Source organism: Dyella sp. 01N36, assembly GCF_056399745.1.
Map to the genome: position 1 here is coordinate 1 of NZ_JBFTRY010000018.1, position 19968 is coordinate 19968.

The following is a 19968-nucleotide window of genomic DNA, read 5'->3' on the forward strand; positions in this document are numbered from 1 at the left end:
ATGATGGGACGCGGCAGCGCACGCAGCGCCGCGGTCAAGCGCTCCAATGCGCTCTGGCTGCCACGCGCGCGTATCACCAGGGCGGCGCTGGTCAGCGTATCCAGCGGCAAGGCGCCGGAACCGACCTGGCTGAGGCAGTCGTCGACATCCACGGCAAAAGCGTCGCCGAGACGCCCTGCTACGGCGGGGAGCAATCGTTGCGCCTGCGCCTGGATATCGGACTGCTGGCGTGCAAGAAAACGCAACGTCGGCAGCCGTTCGGCCAGGCGATCCGGATCGTGATAGAGCTTGAGCGTGGCCTCGATCGCAGCGAGGCGAAGCTTGTCCACGCGCAGCGCACGCTTGAGCGGATTGCGGTTGATCTGTTCGATCAGCGCACGATCGCCGACGATGAAGCCGGCCTGCGGACCACCCAGCAACTTGTCCCCGGAGAAGGTGACCAGCCGCGCGCCCTCGCCCACCGCCTCGCGCACAGTCGGTTCCTTGGCCAGCCCGTAGTGCGACAGATCCACCAGGCTGCCGGAGCCCAGGTCGTTCAACAACGGCACACCGGCGGCATCCGCGATGGTCGCCAGCTCAGCGGCGCCTACCTCGGCGGTAAAGCCCTGTATGCGGTAATTGGAGGTGTGCACCTTGAGCACGATGCCAGTACGCGGGTTGAGCGCGCTGCGATAGTCGGCGGCATGGGTGCGGTTGGTGGTGCCCACTTCCACCATGTGCGCGCCGGCGCGGGCCATGATGTCCGGCATGCGGAAGGCGCCGCCGATCTCGATCAGCTCGCCTCGCGAAACCACGGCGTCACGACCGAGCGCAAACGTGTTGAGGCAGAGCAGCACGGCGGCGGCGTTGTTGTTCACCACGGTGGCGTCTTCGGCGCCGGTCAGGTTGCACAGCAGGGAGCGCAGATGATCGTCGCGGTCACCGCGCCCGCCTTCGTCCAGGTCAAATTCGAGCGATACGGGATGACGCATCGCCTCCACCGCCGCATCGATCGCCGCCTCGGCCAGCAGCGCGCGACCGAGATTGGTGTGCAGCACGGTGCCGGTAAGGTTGAACAAGGGGCGCAGGCCCGGCGTGCGTGCATCCAGCCACGCGCCGGCACGCTGGGCCAGTTCGTCGGCGCCGGGTGCGGTGCCGGGCGCGGCGCGCAAGGCGGCACGCGCGTCGTCGATCATGCGGCGGATGGCGTCGGTGGTCGCCACGCGCCCGTGCCGTTCCAGCAACAGCATCGCTTCAGCCGTTGCCAGCACCGTGGCAACCGCCGGAAGTTGGCGCAGCGAGACGACATCGGGTTCCGCCATGGCGCTTATCCAGTGACATCGGCGGGCACGCTTGCGTGCCGACCGATGATGGCTAATGTTGGCCCTATGCTGCTGGGCGCGTTCAAGCCGGTCAAGGCGCTTCGTCACCACGCCTGCCTGCACATCGGATTCACGAACGACCGTGGCTATGGCCTTCGCTAGGGTGACATTGGCCAAATGCCGTAGCATGCTCTCTCGCGCGACTGCACCGCAGCCGCGATGGGCTTGCCCCTGCACAGTGCGTCCGGCCTGTGGCAGAGGTGGCAATGGCGTGCCCTGTCAGGGCCGTGATGTCACGACTGTTCGTGGGGATGTCCATGTCTGCTGCACTTCAAACAGCGCGTCATGTCCGCTGGTTCGTATTCCTGTTGCTGGTGGTTGCCGGCTTGTTCTACGTGAAGTGGCATCCGTATTACGGACGCGCCTTTGTCGCCGCGTCCCAGCATTCGATCGGCCACTCGATCCTGATGGGCGACCAGGCCAGCGCACCAGCGCCGTCCTGGAGCGCCGCACTCGGCTATGCCGTCGCTTATGGCAAGGCCATCTGGCAGGCGATGGTGCTCGGCCTGCTGCTGGGCTCGGGCGTCCAGGCCTTGCTGCCGGTACGCTGGGTGGAGCGCGTGCTTGGTCGCTACGGTTTCGGCAGTGTGCTGGCCGGCGGGCTCCTCGCGGTGCCGGGAATGATGTGCACCTGCTGCGCCTCGCCGGTGGTGGTGGGCCTGCGCGCACATCGGGCGACGCCCGGTGCGGCGGTCGCTTTCTGGCTGGGCAACACGATGTTGAATCCGGCGACGCTGATCTTCACCGGCTTCGTCCTCGGCTGGTACTGGACCGGGCTGCGCCTGCTGCTCAGCGTGCCGATGGTGTTCGGGCTGGGCTATCTGGCCAACCGGATGTCGACACCGGGCGCGGACGTGCCGATCCCGGCCCAGCCGCTGGAGTCCGAACCCGTGTCATGGGGCGAAACGCTGAAGCGCTGGGCGCGCATCTTCCTGAGGATGACGGTGCGGCTGATTCCCGAATACGTGGTGATCGTGTTGCTGCTGGGCGCGGCGCGCGCCTGGATGTTCCCGCATATCGGACCGGAGATCGGCAACCAGTGGTTCTGGATCGCGGCGCTGGCCGTGGCCGGCATGCTGTTCGTGATTCCCACCGCGGGTGAAGTGCCGATCGTGCAGGCCATGCTGGCCCTGGGCATCGGCGCCGGGCCTGCGGCGGCCTTGATGATGACCTTGCCGCCGGTCAGCCTGCCCTCGCTGGTGATGGTTGGCCGATCTTTCAATCTGCGCCTGCTGCTGGCGCTGGCAGCGGCCGTGGTCGGCTTCGGCATCCTGGGTGGCGCGCTGGCGTCAGGGCTGGGTCTGCACTGAAGCACGCGATGGCGGTGGCTAGTCGGCCACCGCTTCGCCATCGCCCACCAGCAGCAGCGGGTTGGGCGCGTGGCGGGCAAAACCCGCTTCGGTGACCAGGATGTCCAGGCCGAGCGAGGCCAGATCGTCCGCATACGGATCGACCTTGGTGTCCTTCAGCTGATAGAGGACCTTGGCGTAGGTGTGGCATTCGGCGCAGGTTTCGGCCTTGACGATGCCCGGGTCATCTTCGATGCCTTGCAGGAACAGCTTGCGTGTACCGCCGCAGGTGATGCACACCGCACGCATGTGGTTCCACGCGGTGGAGCACATCGAGCATGACAGATAGCGCGTGCCGGGCGTCACGCCGGTCGCCGTGATCACGCCCGATACCGAAGGCGAGCCGCAGCATGGGCAGAGCGAGCGTTCTTCGAGCAGGCGCAGATCGTCGGCCCGCAGACGCGCTGCCGAACAGGTGAAATACACTTGCAGCGCCGCGGCAACGAACACCACCGCGCCCACTTCGGCAGCCTCCAGTTCGCCACGCAGGAAGTGGTCGGCCAGTTCGTCCAGCGCGGCGGCATCGCTGCGCTGCAGTTGCTCCATCGCATGCACGGCGGCCGGTGGCAGGCCGGCGCGATCGATGCGTTGAAGCAAGAGCGCAAGTCCCGCGCGCCATGACGCGTCACGACGATGGCCGTCTGCGGCCAGCGGCGGCAGGCGCGCTTCCACTGCCTGCGCTACCCACGCCTCACTGAGTTCCGCGGCAGGCGTCAACGTGGTTGCCACTTCGTGCTGCGCTCGCGAGAGCATCGACATGAACTGCAACCAGGCCTCCATCGGATGCCCGTCTGCCAGCTGCTCCAAGCGCTTTGCCGTGGCTGCAAAGCGCTTGCCCGGATCGGCCAGCACGATCGGATCGGGCGAACGGACGCCGGCGTGCTGCGGGCCGGTCCATTTGCCCTCGGGCGGTGCGCCAGCCTGCTTCATGGACGCTTCCTGATGCTGTTCTTGCCGTTCTGGCCGGACGCCAGCTCCCACAGCCATTTGCGGTGATGGCGCCAGGCCCAGCCCGGCGTCACATAACCTTGGGTCATCGCACGCACCGAGTGACGCACCCAGATGCCGGCATACACGTGGACGATCCAGATGATGATGGCAAGGAAGGCTGCGGTGCTGTGGATCAGCACGGCGGCGCGCTGCACCGGAATGGAGGTGGCTTCGCCGAAATACACTTCCCAGATCGTCAAGCCGGTAATGAACAAGGTGGGGATCAGCAGGGTCATCGACCAGAACACCAGTTTCTGGCCGGCATTGTTGTGGCCAACCGCGGGTATGTGTTCCTCATCGTCCTCGATCACCGCAGGCACCGACTTCATCCACGCCGTATCTTCCTGGCGCCAGAGGTTCGCGCGCCAGAACTGCGCGATCATCCCGATATAGCTTGCCATCAGCACGCAGCCTATCCATGGATGGATCGCGCGCGTCCACTGGCCGCCGCCAAACAGATTGGACAGCCAGAACATGATCGGGTGAAACATCGACAGGCCCGACAGCACCATCAAGGTAAAGCAGATGGCATTGATCCAGTGGTTGACCCGCTGGGACGTGGTGTAGCGAACAATGACGGTCCTGGGCCGGTTCATGGCGTCTTCTCCGCGGCATCCTCCAGCACGCGCTCGCCCTGCACTTCGTCCTCTTCAGTCACTTCGTTGGGACCCTTCACGATGTAATGGAAGAAGCCCACCACCGCAGCCAGCGCGATGCCCACCATCGCCAGCGGCTTGGCAATGCCCTTCCATGCTTCCACCGCAGCGCTGATGCGCGGGTTGTCGGGCAGGCCCGAATACAGCGAGGGCTTGTCGGCGTGATGCAGCACGTACATCACGTGGGTGCCGCCCACTTCCGGCGGGTCGTACAAGCCAGCCTTTTCGAAACCGCGCGATTTCAGGTCGACGATGCGCTCGCCCGCCCAGTGCGCCATGTCGGTCTTGGTGCCGAACATGATGGCGCCAGTGGGACATGCCTTGACGCACGCCGGCTCCAGGCCCACGGCGACGCGATCCGAACACAGCGTGCACTTGTACGACTTGTGGTCCTTCTTGCTGATGCGCGGAATATCGAACGGGCAGCCCTTCACGCAGTAGCCGCAGCCAATGCACTTGTCGCTGATGAAATCGACGATGCCGTTGGCGTACTGCACGATCGCGCCGGGCGCCGGACACGCTTTGAGGCAGCCGGGATCTTCGCAGTGCATGCAGCCGTCCTTGCGGATCAGCCATTCCAGATTGCCCTGCTCGTTTTCGTACTCGGCGAACTTCATCAGCGTCCAGACATCGGGACTCAAGTCGTTGGGGTTCTGATAGGACCCCTCGAAGTGGCCGATTTCCTGGCGAAGGTTGTTCCACTCCATGCACGCCGACTGGCAGGCCTTGCAGCCGATGCAGCGGGTCACATCGATGAGCTTGGCTACCTGCTCCTCGGTGCTGCGCGCCATCGGCGGCGTCATCGTGGAGGCGGAGCGCCGGATGTAATCTTGCGATTGCAGATCGGACATGACGGCTTCCTCAGGCGGCGACTGGCGCCGTGGTCTTTTCAATGTTGACCAGGAACGCCTTGAACTCCGGCGTCTGCGTATTGGCGTCGCCCACGGACGGCGTCAGCGTGTTGGCCCCGTAGCCCTTCCTGGCCTGGCCGGTAAAGCCCCAATGCAAGGGCACGCCGATCACATGGGTCGGCTTGCCGTCCACGGTCATCGGCTTGATGCGCTTGGTGACATAGGCCTTGCAAATCACTTCGCCGCGCTTGGACGACACCTTCACCCAACCGCCCTGCTCGATGCCCTTCTCCTTGGCCAGCACCTCGCCGATCTCGATGAATTCCTCCGGCTGGAGGATCGCGTTGATCAGTGCGTGTTTGGTCCAGAAGTGGAAGTGCTCGGTGAGGCGATACGTGGTAGCCACATAGGGAAAGTTCTTTGGACTGCCAAACGCAGCGCGGTCATCGGCGAACACACGGGCGGCCGGGTTGTTCTGCACCTTCGGATGCAGCGGGTTCTCCACCGGCGATTCCAGCGGCTCGTAGTGCTCGGGGAACGGCCCCTCCGCCATCAGCTTGCGGGCGAACAGCCGACCCAGGCCTTCGTCATTCATGATGAAAGGACTGGCGCCGGCCGAGGGAGCCAGGGTGGGCGTGTAATCGGGCACGTCGATGCCCACCCAGCGTATGCCGTTCCACGAAATGACCGGCTTGGCCGGGTTCCATGGTTTGCCTGCGGGATCGGCACTGGCACGGTTGTACAAGATGCGCCGGTTCGCCGGCCACGCCCACGCCCAGTTCGGCGCGATGCCTTGCTCGCGTGGATCGGTGGCGTCGCGCCGCGCCATCTGGTTGCCCTTCTCGGTGAACGAGCCGGAGAAGATCCAGCAGCCGGACGACGTACTGCCGTCATCGCGCAATTGCCCAAAGCCATCGAGCAAGGTGCCGGCCTTGGTCACTGCACCGGTGGTCGCATCGGTGAGATCGGCCAGGGCGCGACCATTCATTTCCTTCGCCAGCTCTTCCGGGTCGGGACTCAGCGGATCGGTGTATTTCCAGGTGAGGTTGAGCAGCGGATCGGGGAAGGCGCCGCCTTCCTTGCGATACAGCTCGCGCAGCCGGTGATAGATGCCGCTCATGATCCAGATATCGGACATCGAATCGCCCGGACCTTCCGCCGCTTTCCAGTGCCACTGCAGCCAGCGCGCCGAATTGACCAGGGAGCCGTTTTCTTCGGCGAAGCAGGTGACCGGCAGCTGGAATACCTCGGTCTGGATCTCGGCCGAATTGGCCGGGTTCTGCGGGCCGAAATCCTGCCAGAAACGCGAGGTTTCCGTATCCAGCGGATCCATCGTCACCAGGAACTTCAGCTTGCTCAGGCCGCGGCGGATCTTGCCGCGATCCGGGAAGGCCTGCAGCGGATTGAAGCCCTGGCAGATGTAACCCGTCATCTGGCCGTTGTTCATCATCTCGAACGCCTTGATGATGTCGTACAGCGGGATGTCGAGCTTGGGCAGCCAATCGAACGCCCAGTTGTTTTCCTGCGTGGCGGCGTCGCCGTAGAACGCCTTCATGAAGCTCACGAACAGCTTGCGGGTGTTCTGGTAGTAGCTGATCTGTCCCGGGCGCAAAGGCTTGAACTGACGGGTCGACATGTAGATGTCGAAGTCGGTTTCCTTGTCGGTGGGCAGGTTCATATAGCCCGGCATCTGATTGGACAGCAGGCCGACGTCGGTCAAGCCCTGGATGTTCGAATGTCCGCGCAAGGCATTCATGCCGCCACCGGCCACGCCGATATTGCCCAGCAGCAGCTGGATCATCGCCATGTTGCGGATGTTCTGCGCACCCACCGAGTGCTGCGTCCAACCCAGTGCAAACAGGCTGGTCATGGCCTTGTCGGGCGCCGAGGTGCTGGCGATCAACTCGCAGATATGCAGGTACTTGTCCTGCGGCGTGCCGGTAATACGCGAGACCATCTCCGGCGTGTAGCGGGAGACGTGATGCTTGAGCAGGTTGATCACGCAACGTGGGTCTTGCCAGGTGTCGTCGGCGCGGGCAAAGCCGTCCTTGTCCAGGTCGTAGTCCCAGGTCGACTTGTCGTAGGTACGCGTTTCCTCGTTGTAGCCGGTGAACAGGCCATCCTGGAAATCGAAACCGTCCTTCACGATCAGGCTGGCATTGGTATACGAGCGCACATACTCATGCTGGATCTTGTCGTGCTCCAGCAGGTAACGAATCACGCCATTGAGGAAGGCGATATCGGTGCCCGGGCGTATCGGCGCGTAGTAATCGGCCACCGAGGCCGTGCGCGTGAAGCGCGGATCGACCACGACGAGCTTGGCGCCGTTCTCGATCTTCGCCTCGATCACCCATTTGAAGCCGCACGGATGCGCCTCGGCAGCGTTGCCACCCATGACGATAACGACATTGGCGTTCTTGATGTCCTGCCAGGTGTTGGTCATTGCACCGCGACCGAATGATGGGGCCAGACTGGCCACCGTCGGTCCGTGTCAGACACGCGCCTGGTTGTCGAACACCACCATGCCGAGCGAGCGAACCACCTTCCAGGTCAGGTAGGAGGTTTCGCTGGACGACGCCGACGCTGCCAGCATGCCTACGCTGGTCCAGCGATTGACGGTGTCGCCCTTGGCGTTCTTCGCGATGAAGTTCTTGTCGCGATCGTCCTTCATCAGACGCGCGATGCGGTCCAGCGCGAAATCCCAGGACACGGTCTTGAACTCGGTGCCGCCGGGTGCACGGTAACGCGGCTCTTTCAGTCGCGTGGGCGCATGCACAATGTCGAGCAGCGCCGAACCCTTCGGGCACAAGGTGCCGCGATTGACCGGATGATCCGGATCACCCTCGATGTGGATGATGTTGGACAGCGCGTTCTTGGCGCGATCACCCATGCTGTAGATGATGATGCCGCAGGCCACTGAACAATACGTGCAGGTGTTGCGTGTTTCAGTGGCGTGGGCAAGCTTGAAAGGTCGAACGGCGGCGGCTTGCGCCACCCCCGATTCGCCAAAGCCCAACACGCCGAGACTGGATGCTGCCAGCCCCAAGCCTGTGAACTTGATGAACTCGCGGCGAGTCATTGGCATCGCGTAGCGCTCCCGGAAATCTGGCTGGACCAACCGCCCAATCCAGGGCGTCGACGTGGCTCGAAAACTCCGTGGCGACGACGGCAATGAACCTGTCGCCTGCTCAAAAAGGTAGCACAGTTCTCAGGTCCGAGGGGTCGGATTTCTTGCGAATTTCCGTTGCCCTGAAAAGCGTTTTTGGCGGATGCAAATCGTCACATTTCTCTTAGACGAAAGTATGAAGCCGGACCCGAATAAACACGTCCGATCACACTTTCGTCACGCTGCCCTTCGGCTACGGATGGGCAGCGTTGACTGCATTGGCTATCCGCGGCATGGCCACGGCAGGCGCATCGCCGCCATCGAAATAATCCAGTCGCGTGACCTTGCCCGCGGCGTCGCGCACGGGCACGAAGTAACTGAGTTCGTCCGGCACGAAATAGAGCTTTCCATCCGCGGCGACCTGCATCGGCACCGCATGACGACCCGTGCGTTGGGCGTAGAGCTGGTGATCCTGGACCGACAGCGTCTGCGTGGTGGTGGCGTCGATGCGATACGCGCCTTCCAAGGCACTCAGCGCGGCATCGGATGGCCTCGCCGCCGCCGGCGTCACATAGGGCCGGCCCAGCGCGATGGCGGCCAGCCGGCGGCTCATGGTGCGGGCATCGAAATTGTCATCATTAGCCAGCACAATCACTGTCACATCTTGCTTCGGCAGGTAAGCGACGGCGGAACAGAAGCCGTCGATCTGCCCGGTATGCCCAACCATCTCGCTTGCGCGCACGCGCCAGAGATACATGCCCATGCCGTAGGGATGCGCAGCACCGGGCATGGCCGCCGTGATCATCATCTGGAAGTCCTGAGCGCTGATCACACGCCCATGCGTCAACGCACGCATCCAGCGCACCAGATCGTCCGCCGTGGCAACCAGGCCGCCTGCCGCTGCGGGGATGCTCATGCTGATAAACGAAGCATTCTTGACCTGGTGTGCCGGGTTGTCCGTCGTGTAGCCGGCAACGCGCCCTGGCATGACCACGGCATTGTCGCCATAGCGGATGTGTTGCAGACCCAAGGGCTCCAGCAAAAGGCGCGTCATGGCCGCGTACCAGGGTTCACCCGTCACCTTCTCGATCACCGCTCCCAGCAGGATGTAACCACCGTTCGAGTACTGCTGCTGCGCTCCCGGCGCAAAGGTCGGCGTGCGCTTGCGGATTTCGTCCACCAGCGTGGCCGTATCCACATCGCGCTTCATGAAGCCGGGCTGCGGATCCTTGGTCTTGTCGGAAACGCCTGCGGTGTGATTCAACAATTCCCGCAGCGTGATGTTGCCGGCGTCCGGGAAGTCGGGAAGATAAGTGGCGAGCTTATCGTCCAGCGACAGCTTGCCCATCTCGGCAAGCTTGATCACCGTGGCGGCGGTGAACATCTTGGTGACCGACGCAATGCGGAACACCTGATCCGGATCGAGCGGCACGCCCAGTTCGATCTGGGCCAGCCCGGTCGCACCGCGAAACACGATGGCGTCGCCCTTGGCAATCACCGCCACTACACCTGGGCCGTTCTTGATCGATGCACTCTCCAGCGCCGCCTGCGCGGCTTTGGCCAGCGGAGTATCCGACGTGGGGGACGTGGTGGCCGTCGCCGTCAGCGAGAACACCAGGGCAAACACAGCCAGGCCGATACGCAAGCGCATTCCCGTCTCCATAGGGGCACTCGGACGCAGCATGCGTCCATCCACCAGCGCGCGAAGGTATGACACCGTGCCGCTGCCTCGCAACTGCTGCCGCAGGATGACGACGCGGCTCAACTTCTTTCGATGGGTCGCGTCAGGCGCTCCTCAGCAGTGAGTTCGCCTTACTCTCACGCAGACTTGCCTGCAACGAGCGCAAAATGCAGGCTTGTCGCAACACTTTGTATCCCTATCGGGCTTAGGAAGACCAATGAAACTCGGCATGATCGGTTTGGGCAGGATGGGAGCCAATATGGCTCAGCGGCTGATGAAGGGCGGACATCAGATCGTCGGCTTCGATCCGCAAGAGGCAGCGCGCAAAGGGCTGGAAAGCAGCGGCGCGCAAACAGCCGAATCGCTTGCAGCGCTGGTTGCCGCCCTGCCCGCTCCGCGCACGCTGTGGCTGATGGTGCCCGCCGGCGACATCACGGATGCCAGCCTCGACGCGCTGCTGCCGCTGCTCGCCGCGGGCGACACCATCATCGACGGCGGCAACTCCTACTACAAAGACACACTGCGTCGCGCACAGCGTTTCGCCGAACATGCCATCGCCTATGTCGACTGCGGCACGAGTGGCGGCGTCTGGGGGCTGGCCGAGGGTTACAGCCTGATGATCGGCGGCGATGAGGCAGCGGTAGAGCGTCTGCGTCCGATTTTCGAAGCGCTGGCACCTGCCAGGGATCAGGGTTGGGCGCGTGTCGGGCCGGTGGGTTCGGGCCACTTCACCAAGATGGTTCACAACGGCATCGAGTACGGCATGATGCAGGCGTATGCCGAAGGCTTCTCCATCCTGCGGCACAAGGCGGAATTCGAACTCGACCTGCAGCAGGTTGCCGAGATCTGGCGCTACGGCAGCGTGGTGCGTTCATGGCTGCTCGATCTGACCGCCGACGCACTGAAAAAGAATCCCGATATGTCCGGCATCGCTCCCTACGTGGCCGATTCCGGCGAAGGCCGCTGGACGGTTGATGAAGCCATTGAGCTGAACGTGCCCGCGCCGGTCATCACCCAATCGCTGATCGAGCGACTGCGCTCGCGCGACAAGGATTCGTACACCGACAAACTGCTGTCGGCCATGCGCAACGAGTTTGGCGGTCATCCGATCAAGAAGGAATAACTCGCTGGCCGCCAGGCCCTGCCGCTATCGAGCGAGCAGGGCCTTGGCGCGTTGGCAGACCGCATCGACGGTGAAGCCGTATTCTTTCAGCAGCACTTCGGCTGGTGCGGATGCGCCGAAAGTCTCGATGCCCATCATGTCGCCGCGCGAACCCACGTAGCGCTCCCAACCTTGGGATATGCCCAGCTCCACGGCCAGTCGCGCCGTCACCGAGGGCGGCAATACCTCGTCACGTTCGGCTTGCGGCAACGCCTCGAACAACTCCCAGCTCGGCATCGACACGCAGCGCACAGCCACGCCCTCTTCTTCCAGGCGCTGGGCGGCCTCCACGATCAGGCCGACTTCCGAACCGCTGGCGATCAGGATCAGCTCGGGCTTTTTACCCGGTGTATCGAATAGCACATAGGCGCCGCAACGCAGCCCATCGGCGGACGCCATGCGCTCGCGATCCAGCGTGGGCACGTTTTGCCGGGTCAGCACCAACAGCACCGGACGGCCCTTGGTTTGCAGGGCCACGCGCCAGGCAACCGCGGTTTCGTTGGCGTCGCCAGGGCGTATCAGCGTGAGGTTGGGAATCGCGCGCAGCGCGGCGAGCTGCTCCACCGGCTGATGGGTCGGCCCGTCTTCGCCAAGCGCAATACTGTCGTGCGTGAACACATGGATGACGTGCAGCTTCATCAGCGCCGCCAAACGCATCGGCGGACGCATGTAATCGGAGAAGATCAGGAAGGTGGCTCCAAACGGAATCGTGCCGCCATGCGCCGCCAGTCCGTTGACGATGGCGCCCATCGCATGTTCGCGCACGCCGAAATGCAGATTGCGGCCTTGGAAACTCCAGCCCGATACATCGGAACCCTGCAGATCCCCGCCCTTTGACGCGGGCGGATTGAAGTCGCCCAGGCCCTTCATGGCGGTCTTGGTGGAGGGATTCAGATCCGCTGAGCCGCCGGTGAAAGCAGGCACTTTGGCGGCAAACGCATTCATCACCTTGCTCGATGCGTCGCGCGTCGCCATGCCCTTGGCATCGGCGGGAAACACCGGGATATCCGCGTCCCAGCCGTCGGCCAGTTCGCCGCGCAGGCTGCGTTGCAGTTCGTCATGGAGATCGGGAAACGCCTTGGCATACGCCTGCATCCGATCATCCCACGCCGATTCAAGTTCCGCCCCGCGCGGCAACGCCTTGCGGAAATGGGCCAGCGCATCGTCCGGCACGTAAAAGTCCGGCTCAAGCGGCCAGCCGAGTTTCTCCTTCGTCTTGCGCACGCTTTCCTCGCCCAGCGGCGAGCCATGCGCCTCGAACGTATCCTGCTTTGGCGAACCATAACCGAGGCTGGTGCGCACCAGGATCAAGGTGGGCCGCGTGGCTTTGGCACGCGCCGTCTCCAGTGCGGCATCGATCGCCACCAGATCGTTGCCGTCGGTCACTGCGATGGTGTGCCATCCATAGGCATCGAAACGCTGTCGCACGTCTTCGGTAAAGGTCATGTCGGTGGCCGCGGAAAGCGTCATCGCATTCTGGTCATACAGGCAGATCAGCTTGCCCAGCCGCAGATGCCCCGCCAGCGATGCCGCTTCGGACGCCACGCCTTCCATCAGATCGCCATCACTCACGATGGCATAGGTGTGGTGATCGATCACCGCATGCTGCGGACGGTTGTAGCGCGCCGCCATCTGCGCCTCCGCCATCGCCATGCCCACCGCATTGGCCAGGCCCTGTCCCAACGGCCCCGTGGTGGTCTCCACGCCGGGCGTGTCGCCCCGCTCGGGATGTCCGGGCGTCTTGCTGTGCCATTGGCGGAACTGCTTGATGTCGTCGAGCGATACGTCGTAACCGGTGGCGTAGAGCAGGCTATAGAGCAAGGCTGAGCCATGACCCGCCGACAGCACAAAACGGTCGCGATCAAACCACTCCGGGTTGGCCGGGTTATGCCGGAGCCAGCGCGTCCACAACACATAAGCCATCGGCGCCGCATCGAGCGGCAGTCCGGGATGCCCGCTATTGGCCTTCTGCACCATGTCAACCGACAGGAAGCGCAGCGTGTTGATGCCTTTCAGATCGAGCTCATCGGTCATGCGGGTCACCTGTGGGAGTGCGTACCAGACTGCTGAAACAGCGCGTGGACTATGCCTTGGCCAACTGTGCGCTCTTGTCGGTGATGCGCTGGAGCAATTGCTTCCACGACGTCACGAAGGCCGCCGCGCCTTCCTGCTGCAGCTGTTTTGCCAGCGCGTCGAGATCGATACCGACATCGGCAAAACGCTTGAGAATGACGTCCGCGTCCCCGCCATCCTCGGGCAACACGCCCGTCACTGCGCCATGCGTGGCGAAGGCCCACAGGGTTTTCTCGGGCATGGTGTCGACCGTATCCGGTGCTGCCAGTGCCTCGATGTAGAGCGTGTCGGACACGCTGGGATCCTTGGTTCCCGTACTCGCCCACAACAGACGCTGCGGACGGGCGCCCGCTTTGGAGAGTGCCTGCCAACGCGGTGAGGCGAGCAACTCGCGATAGGCGCGATAGGTCTGCTTGCCGACCGCAATACCCAGCGTGTTACGCAAATCCTGCGGGACTTTGTCCTTGACTGCGACATCCCAGCGGCTCACGAACAGCGAGGCAACGGAGCCGACATGAGGATCCAGCCCCGCATCGATGCGACGCTCGATGCCGCGCAGATAAGCCTCGGCCGCAGCCAGGTATTGATCGCGCGAGAACAGCAAGGTCACGTTGATCGGTATGCCTGCAAAGATCGCTTCCTCGATCGCCGGGATGCCTTCCGGCGTGCCCGGTATCTTCACGAACAGATTGGGCCGATCGGCCTTCTTGAAGATGTCACGCGCCGCCTGGATGCTGGCCTGCGTGTCGAAGGCCAGCAAGGGCGACACCTCCATCGAGACCCAGCCATCGACATGCTGGCTGGACTGGAACACGGGCTGGAACAGATCCGCGGCGCGACGAAGATCTTCCAGCGCCAACTCGACGAACAGGCCTTCGCCAGCTGCACCGTTGCGTGCCTTCTCGCGTATGCCGTCGTCGTAGGCATCGCCATCGCCGATCGCGGCATTGAAGATCGAGGGATTGGAGGTAAGACCGGTGACTGACAACTCGTCGATGTAGCGGCGCAAGGTACCGTTGTCGAGGATGTCGCGGGTGATGTTGTCCAGCCAGAGGCTCTGACCGAGGGCGTGCAGTTGTGCGGTGGCTTTCATGATTCAGTCCGGTGCTGCGGCGTGCGGCGCCTGTTCAAGACGGGCCTGGCCGGCGGGCTCGCCCACGGGAAAATCGGACGAGGTCAGGCTGACCAGATCGGCAATGTGCATCACGGTCTTGTCGGGCATGGGATCGATCACCAGATGCTCCGCTTCGCGCGCGTAATGCCCCTGGTTCACGAAGATGGTGGTGATATGCGCGCCAAAAATGCGCTTCATCGCCGCCAGCAACTGCGGCTTGTCGTCGACCATCACGTAGTGCGTGGCCGGAAACGCGCGCTGGATGGCTTCAGTCATGCGCTCCTTGTGCACATACACCAGCACCCTGCCCTCCACCGCCGCCCCCAGGCCGGAGTGCGCGATCTTGCGTGGCTGGAAGACGATGTCGCCATCGGACAGGATCACTGTCGAGCCCAGGGTGCCCAGGTGTGCGAGTGCGTCCAGCGCGCCGGGAAACACCTTCTCGGCGAACGGATAGTCGAGCAGGAAGTTGGAGAGCGGCACCAAGCCCGGGTGGTACTCATGGCCCAGCCGGAATTGCTGCAGCGCGCCCAGATAATCGGCAAAGCCGAGCTCGTCGCGCAGCTTGTTGTAGATGGACCAATAGCGCTCGCGCTCCATCGCGCCAAAATCGCGATCGAGCCGTGCGGTGAGATCGGCGGCAAAGCCGTCGTTGTCGAGCAAGGTGTTGTCGACGTCAAGCAAGAACACCAGTGATGTAGCAGTCAGCACGGACGTGTTTCCTCCGGTTTGGGATCGTGCCAACCGCCGTCGTCGGCGGTCAGCGTATTGGCTGCGGTCGGGCCCCAGCTGCCGGGCGCATATTCGTGCACCGGGTCGGTGTGATCTAGCACGGGATCGACGACGGCCCATGCCGCCTCCACGCTGGCATCGCTGGTGAACTGCGAGCCGTCGCCGCGCATTGCGTCACCCAGCAGGCGCTGGTAGGCCGATTGCTCGTGCACTGAGCGATGGCGCGCGACCAGCTCGACCGGTTCGCCGCGCATCGCTTCGCCGGCCCGCTTCACGCGGGCACCGGTGGAGATGACGACGTCGGGGCTGAGCCGAAAGCGGAAGTAGTTGGAGTTCTGCACGGGCGAGCCGTCGAACACGGCCAGCGGCGGCTGCTTCAAGGTGACCATGACTTCGCACGCCGTCACCGGCAGGCACTTGCCGGCGCGGATATAGAACGGCACGCCCGACCAGCGCCAGGTATCGATATGCAGGCGCAGCGCCGCGTAGGTTTCCACCTGAGAGTCGGCTGCCACGCCCTTTTCGTCGCGATAGCCGCGGAACTGGCCGCGCACCACCTGGGCAGGATCGAGCGGCCGCATCGCCTGAAAGAGCCGCTGCTTCTCCGAGCGCATCGCAGCCGCCTCGTGCCCCACCGGCGCTTCCATCGCCAGCAGCGCGGTCACCTGCAGCAGATGGTTCTGCACGACGTCGCGCAAGGCACCGGCTTCGTCATAGAAACTGCCGCGCCCCTGGATGCCGAAGTTCTCCGCCATGGTGATCTGCACGTTGTCGATGTACGTGCGATTCCACACCGGCTCCAGGAAGGCATTGGCAAAGCGGAAGTACAGCAGATTCTGCACCGCCTCCTTGCCCAGGTAGTGATCGATCCGAAAGATGCTGGCTTCGGGAAAGACCTCATGCAGCGTCAGGTTCAATCGTCTGGCCGAAGCCAGGTCGCGGCCGAACGGCTTCTCGATGACGATGCGCGCATTCTCGGCGCAGCCTGAGCTCGCCAGGCCCTGCACTACGGTATCGAACATGGTTGGCGGTATCGCCATGTAATGAATCGGGTGCATGGCCTCGCCCAAGGCCTGCTTCAGGCGGGCGTACGTCGATGGGTCCTGGTAGTCGCCGTCGATGTATTGCAGCCTGGCCGAAAGCTTTTCGAACGCCGCTGCGTCGAAGTGGCCGTGCTGCTGCAAGCTGTCTTTTGCGCGGTCGCGCAATTGCTCCAGCGTGTAGTGTCCATACGCCACGCCGATGATGGGCATCTCCATTTCGCCCGCCTGGACCAGCGCCTGCAGCGCCGGAAAGATCATCTTGTAAGCGAGGTCGCCCGTGGCACCAAAAAATACGAACGCATCCGAACGCGAACCACTCATGTGACTTGCCGACTCCCAAAGCCTCAGGAGCCCACGGCGGTCGGCGCCCTGGGCAGGATCCCCACCCTGACGCACGGCGCGTTAAATTCAGGCATGGACGACATGCGATTGATGTGATGTCGCCCGCGGGTTCTTGCGCCTCAAGGATGCAGCGATAGCTCACCCTCGATTTCCACCGGGATATTGAACGGAAGCTCGGCCATGCCGACGGCGCTGCGCGTATGCGCGCCACGCTCCGCTCCATACAAGGCGAGGATCAGGTCGGAGAAGCCATTGATGACCTGCGGCTGCTGGATGAATCCGGGCGCGGAGTTGACCATGCCAAGCACCCGATGCCACTGCTGGACGCGGTCCAGATCGCCGATGCTGCGTTTGAGACTGGCCAGGATGGAGAGCGCCACCAGTCGCGCCGCCTGATAGCCCTCACTCACCGAAAGCTCGCTGCCCAGCTTGCCGAATGGGCCCGTCATCTGACCATCCGCGCCTTGCGGACCGTGGCCGGAAATCAGCACGCGCGTGCCGTGCACCTGCACGAACTGGAACGGCAGGCTCAGGCCGCTCGGCACTTCAAACGGCGGCGGCAGGCTCAGGCCCAAGCTGGCCAGACGATCTTCGATCTCGCTCATGGCGTTCTCTGTGACGGTGCCGTATCAGCTGAAGCATCCGATCCTATAACGAATGCACGATCCGCCTCAGGACAACCCTCGCTGCAGCAACGACAGCACATGCTGGGTGCGCCGCGCCGTGGAAGCCGCAGGCGCGCCGGAGGTCGCCTGCCACAATGGCGCGCCTGCTGCCGGAACCAGGGTCAGGCCCAGCAGCGTCATCACCATCTCGGTGGGATCGAGCGCGGGATTGAGCTCGCCATCGCGCTGCGCGTCGACAAAACGCGTGGTGACCAGTGGTGCTGCCGCCGACAATCGGGCCACCGCCAACTCGCGCAGCGCACCGCCCTCGCAGAGGACTTCCCGCACCCAGAGCGCGGGATACCAGGGATGGGCCTCGACCAGTTCGCCGATGCCGGTCACGAAGGCGGCCGCGAATTGCTGGATATCGCCCTCTACCCCAAACAGATGCAGGAAAAACTGCGACAACACCGGGGCGATGCGCTCATCGAATACGGCCTCGACCACCTCGGCCTTGCTGCCGAAGTAGTAGCTGAGCAAGGCCGCGTTGACGCCGGCATCGGCGGCGATGGAACGCACGGACGTCGCCGTCACGCCGGCGGCGGCAAAGCTTTTCAACGCGACATCCAGCAGGTGTTCGCGCAATTCCGGGTTGTCCACCCTGGGGCGTCCCGCACCGCGCGCTGAGGCCTTCGGCTTGGCCATAAGGCACCTAATTCATCTATTGATGAATATCTTGATCACCTGATGAAGCAAACGCAAGCACCGGCAAAAACCCTGGATTGACCGTCAACCATTGTTAACTCACAATAGTTGCATGAATACAACCATCAACGACGCACGGCGTGCGCAGACCCACCCCAACCTGATCCTCGCCATCTGTTGCCTCAGCCTGCTGATGGTGGCGATGGACGCCACCATCGTGAACGTCGCCCTGCCCGCGATCCGGCGCGACCTGGGCGCGTCGGTCTCGGGTCTGCAATGGGTGATCGATGCCTACACCATGGTGGTGGCCAGTCTGCTGATGCTGGCGGGCTCGATGGCCGATCGCTTCGGTCGTCGTCGCGTATTCCAGTCGGGCATGGCGCTGTTCGTGCTCGGCTCGCTGCTGTGCAGTGTTGCGCCGGATATCCACGGCCTGGTCGCGTTTCGCATCGTGCAGGCCCTGGGCGCGACGATGCTCAATCCGGTCGCCATGTCGATCATCGCCAATACCTTCCACGAACCCAAGGCGCGCGCACGCGCCATCGGCATCTGGGGTGCGGTTGCCGGCATCTCGATGGCACTGGGTCCGGTGATCGGTGGCGCGCTTACGGAAACCATTGGCTGGCGCTCGATCTTCTGGGTGAACCTGCCGGTGGGCGCCGCGGCGATGGTGCTGGCGTCGCGCTATATCCCGGAATCCAGGGCGCCTCGTCCGCGTCGCGTCGATCCGGTGGGACAGCTGCTGGTGTTCACCATCCTGGCCACGGTGACTTATGCCGTGATCGAAGGCCCGCATGAGGGTTGGGGCTCAACCACCATCGTTGGCCTGTTCGCCGCGGCCGCGTTGTCGCTGATCGCCTTGTTGGTCTACGAACCGCGACGCCACGAACCGCTGATCGACGTGCGCTTCTTTCGCAGTGCGCCTTTCAGCAGCGCCACCTTGATCGCCGTATGCAGTTTTTCCGCGTTCTCCGGCTTCCTGTTTCTCAATGCGCTCTACCTGCAGGAAGTGCGTGGACTATCGGCCTTCCATACCGGCTTGTGCACCCTGCCGCTCGCGCTGGCGACAGTACTGTGCTCTCCGCTGTCCGGCCGGCTGGTGGGCACGTATGGCACGCGTCCCTCACTGCTCGTTTCCGGCGCGGCCACCGTGATCAGTGCGCTGATGATGACGCAGCTCACCGCCACCACGCCGATAGCGGTGTTGTTGTTGACCTATGTGATCTTTGGCATCGGCTTCGGCATGGTCAATGCGCCCATCACCAACACGGCCGTGTCCGGCATGCCCAAGGCGCAGGCCGGTCTCGCTGCGGCGGTGGCCTCCACCAGCCGGCAGGTGGGCGCATCGCTGGGCGTGGCACTCGCCGGTACGATTCTGGGCATGCATGTGCACCAGGGCTTCGCCGAGGCCACGCATCCCTTCTGGTGGCTGATCACGGGTGCGGGTTTCACCGTGCTGCTTCTGGCCTGGCTGTCGAACACGCGCTGGGCGCACGACACGACGCGCCACGCGGCCCACTTGCTGGAAGAAGCCCCTGCCGGAGCCGCTGCATGATCCGACCCACCAACAGCCCTACCGAAGCCGACGCCGTCTGGCAGCTGATGGTTGGCATGGTGTGGGAAACGCGCGGCGTGCGTGGCGAGTGGCGCCGCAAGGTGAGCGAGATCAGCGGACTCCCTTTCAGCCGCATCCGCATCCTGTGGCGGCTGGTGGATGCTCCGATGACCTTGCGCCAGATCGCGGATGACACCGGCATGGATGCGCCGGCCGCAACCGTGGCGGTGAACGATCTGGAAGATCGCGGCCTCGTCGAACGCCACCCTCACCCCGAGAATCGCCGGGCAAAACTGGTGTCGATCACGCGCGCCGGAAAACAGGTTGTGGAACTGGTCAACCGCACCGTGCAGGATGATGCTCCCGCGGGATTCCAGCAACTTTCCAAGACTGACCTGGCCCATTTGCGGCGCATTCTGGAACGGCTCAATCGCAGCGAAAGCTAGCGTTTTTCAGCTAGTCCGGCTGAGCGCATCAACCCTCCGCCGCGTCCCGCCAACTCCCTGCGTGCCGCGCCAGCAACGCCGTTTCCCACCCCTCCAGCATGCCTCCAGGCATTTTTCCCACCATGCTGCGCCACCGCTTGACACCGGTGTCAATTACGTTACAGGCTGATAACAGTTCCACTGCGAGGGGCGGCTGG

General features: G+C 63.6%; 17 protein-coding genes. 4 read left to right on the top strand and 13 right to left on the bottom strand.

Annotated elements, in window-relative coordinates; all coding sequences use genetic code 11:
* Nucleotides 1-1301, bottom strand: a 1301-nt coding sequence (gene selA / locus AC1DMG_RS06395; protein ID WP_477180320.1) for an L-seryl-tRNA(Sec) selenium transferase, incomplete at its 3' end; no start/stop codon positions are given.
* A 317-nt stretch (nucleotides 1302-1618) separates the two neighbouring features.
* Here selA and AC1DMG_RS06400 point away from each other — a divergent pair.
* A complete protein-coding gene (locus AC1DMG_RS06400; protein ID WP_477176432.1) occupies nucleotides 1619-2671 on the top strand; it encodes a permease in 1053 nt (350 codons plus the stop codon).
* Between the two features lie 18 nt (nucleotides 2672-2689).
* Here AC1DMG_RS06400 and fdhE read toward each other — a convergent pair whose 3' ends face one another.
* The 6 genes from fdhE to AC1DMG_RS06430 form a co-directional block, all read right to left on the bottom strand.
* Nucleotides 2690-3640: a formate dehydrogenase accessory protein FdhE gene (fdhE, locus tag AC1DMG_RS06405; protein ID WP_477176431.1), complete on the bottom strand. Its 951-nt coding sequence runs from the start codon at nucleotides 3638-3640 to the stop codon at nucleotides 2690-2692.
* Nucleotides 3637-4296 carry a formate dehydrogenase subunit gamma gene (locus AC1DMG_RS06410; protein ID WP_477176430.1) on the bottom strand — a complete coding sequence of 220 codons (660 nt, stop codon included), beginning with the start codon at nucleotides 4294-4296 and terminating at the stop codon, nucleotides 3637-3639. The genes fdhE and AC1DMG_RS06410 overlap by 4 nt, the downstream gene beginning before the upstream one ends.
* Entirely contained in the window at nucleotides 4293-5207 is a 915-nt protein-coding gene (fdxH, locus tag AC1DMG_RS06415) for a formate dehydrogenase subunit beta (protein WP_441603631.1), read from the bottom strand. Before fdxH ends, AC1DMG_RS06410 begins: the two co-directional genes overlap by 4 nt.
* Nucleotides 5208-5217: 10 nt before the next feature.
* Entirely contained in the window at nucleotides 5218-7686 is a 2469-nt protein-coding gene (gene fdnG / locus AC1DMG_RS06420; RefSeq protein ID WP_477176429.1) for a formate dehydrogenase-N subunit alpha, read from the bottom strand.
* Nucleotides 7687-7698: 12 nt separating this feature from the next.
* Complete coding sequence (locus tag AC1DMG_RS06425; RefSeq protein ID WP_046972997.1) at nucleotides 7699-8292, bottom strand: sulfate ABC transporter substrate-binding protein; 594 nt, start codon at nucleotides 8290-8292, stop codon at nucleotides 7699-7701.
* A 274-nt stretch (nucleotides 8293-8566) separates the two neighbouring features.
* Nucleotides 8567-9964 (bottom strand): serine hydrolase domain-containing protein, encoded by a 1398-nt coding sequence (locus AC1DMG_RS06430; protein WP_477176428.1) that lies wholly within the window; start codon nucleotides 9962-9964, stop codon nucleotides 8567-8569.
* A gap of 247 nt (nucleotides 9965-10211) precedes the next feature.
* Between AC1DMG_RS06430 and gnd the strand changes: the two genes are divergently transcribed.
* Complete coding sequence (gene gnd, locus AC1DMG_RS06435) at nucleotides 10212-11117, top strand: phosphogluconate dehydrogenase (NAD(+)-dependent, decarboxylating) (RefSeq protein ID WP_477176427.1); 906 nt, start codon at nucleotides 10212-10214, stop codon at nucleotides 11115-11117.
* A gap of 24 nt (nucleotides 11118-11141) precedes the next feature.
* Here the strand turns inward: gnd and tkt are convergent, their stop codons facing one another.
* From tkt to AC1DMG_RS06465, 6 genes are all read right to left on the bottom strand, one after another.
* Nucleotides 11142-13190, bottom strand: a complete 2049-nt coding sequence (tkt, locus tag AC1DMG_RS06440; protein ID WP_477176426.1) for a transketolase — start codon at nucleotides 13188-13190, stop codon at nucleotides 11142-11144.
* 49 nt (nucleotides 13191-13239) lie between these two features.
* Nucleotides 13240-14322, bottom strand: coding sequence for a transaldolase (gene tal, locus AC1DMG_RS06445; protein ID WP_477178123.1), 1083 nt, complete (start codon nucleotides 14320-14322; stop codon nucleotides 13240-13242).
* A 3-nt stretch (nucleotides 14323-14325) separates the two neighbouring features.
* Entirely contained in the window at nucleotides 14326-15054 is a 729-nt protein-coding gene (locus tag AC1DMG_RS06450; RefSeq protein WP_477176424.1) for an HAD family hydrolase, read from the bottom strand.
* Nucleotides 15048-16439, bottom strand: coding sequence for a glucose-6-phosphate dehydrogenase (gene zwf, locus AC1DMG_RS06455; RefSeq protein WP_477180321.1), 1392 nt, complete (start codon nucleotides 16437-16439; stop codon nucleotides 15048-15050). Before zwf ends, AC1DMG_RS06450 begins: the two co-directional genes overlap by 7 nt.
* Before the next feature lie 140 nt (nucleotides 16440-16579).
* Nucleotides 16580-17065, bottom strand: coding sequence for a RidA family protein (locus AC1DMG_RS06460; protein WP_477176422.1), 486 nt, complete (start codon nucleotides 17063-17065; stop codon nucleotides 16580-16582).
* 66 nt (nucleotides 17066-17131) lie between these two features.
* Nucleotides 17132-17770, bottom strand: a complete 639-nt coding sequence (locus AC1DMG_RS06465; RefSeq protein WP_477176421.1) for a TetR/AcrR family transcriptional regulator — start codon at nucleotides 17768-17770, stop codon at nucleotides 17132-17134.
* Between the two features lie 112 nt (nucleotides 17771-17882).
* On the opposite strand from AC1DMG_RS06465, the gene AC1DMG_RS06470 reads away from it, so the two are divergent.
* Together AC1DMG_RS06470 and AC1DMG_RS06475 are read left to right on the top strand one after the other, a co-directional pair.
* Nucleotides 17883-19325, top strand: coding sequence for an MFS transporter (locus AC1DMG_RS06470; RefSeq protein ID WP_477176420.1), 1443 nt, complete (start codon nucleotides 17883-17885; stop codon nucleotides 19323-19325).
* The gene (locus AC1DMG_RS06475) at nucleotides 19322-19771 is read left to right on the top strand and encodes a MarR family winged helix-turn-helix transcriptional regulator (protein ID WP_441603620.1); all 450 of its coding nucleotides are present in this window, start codon (nucleotides 19322-19324) and stop codon (nucleotides 19769-19771) included. Before AC1DMG_RS06470 ends, AC1DMG_RS06475 begins: the two co-directional genes overlap by 4 nt.
* The last annotated feature ends 197 nt before the right edge of the window (nucleotides 19772-19968 follow it).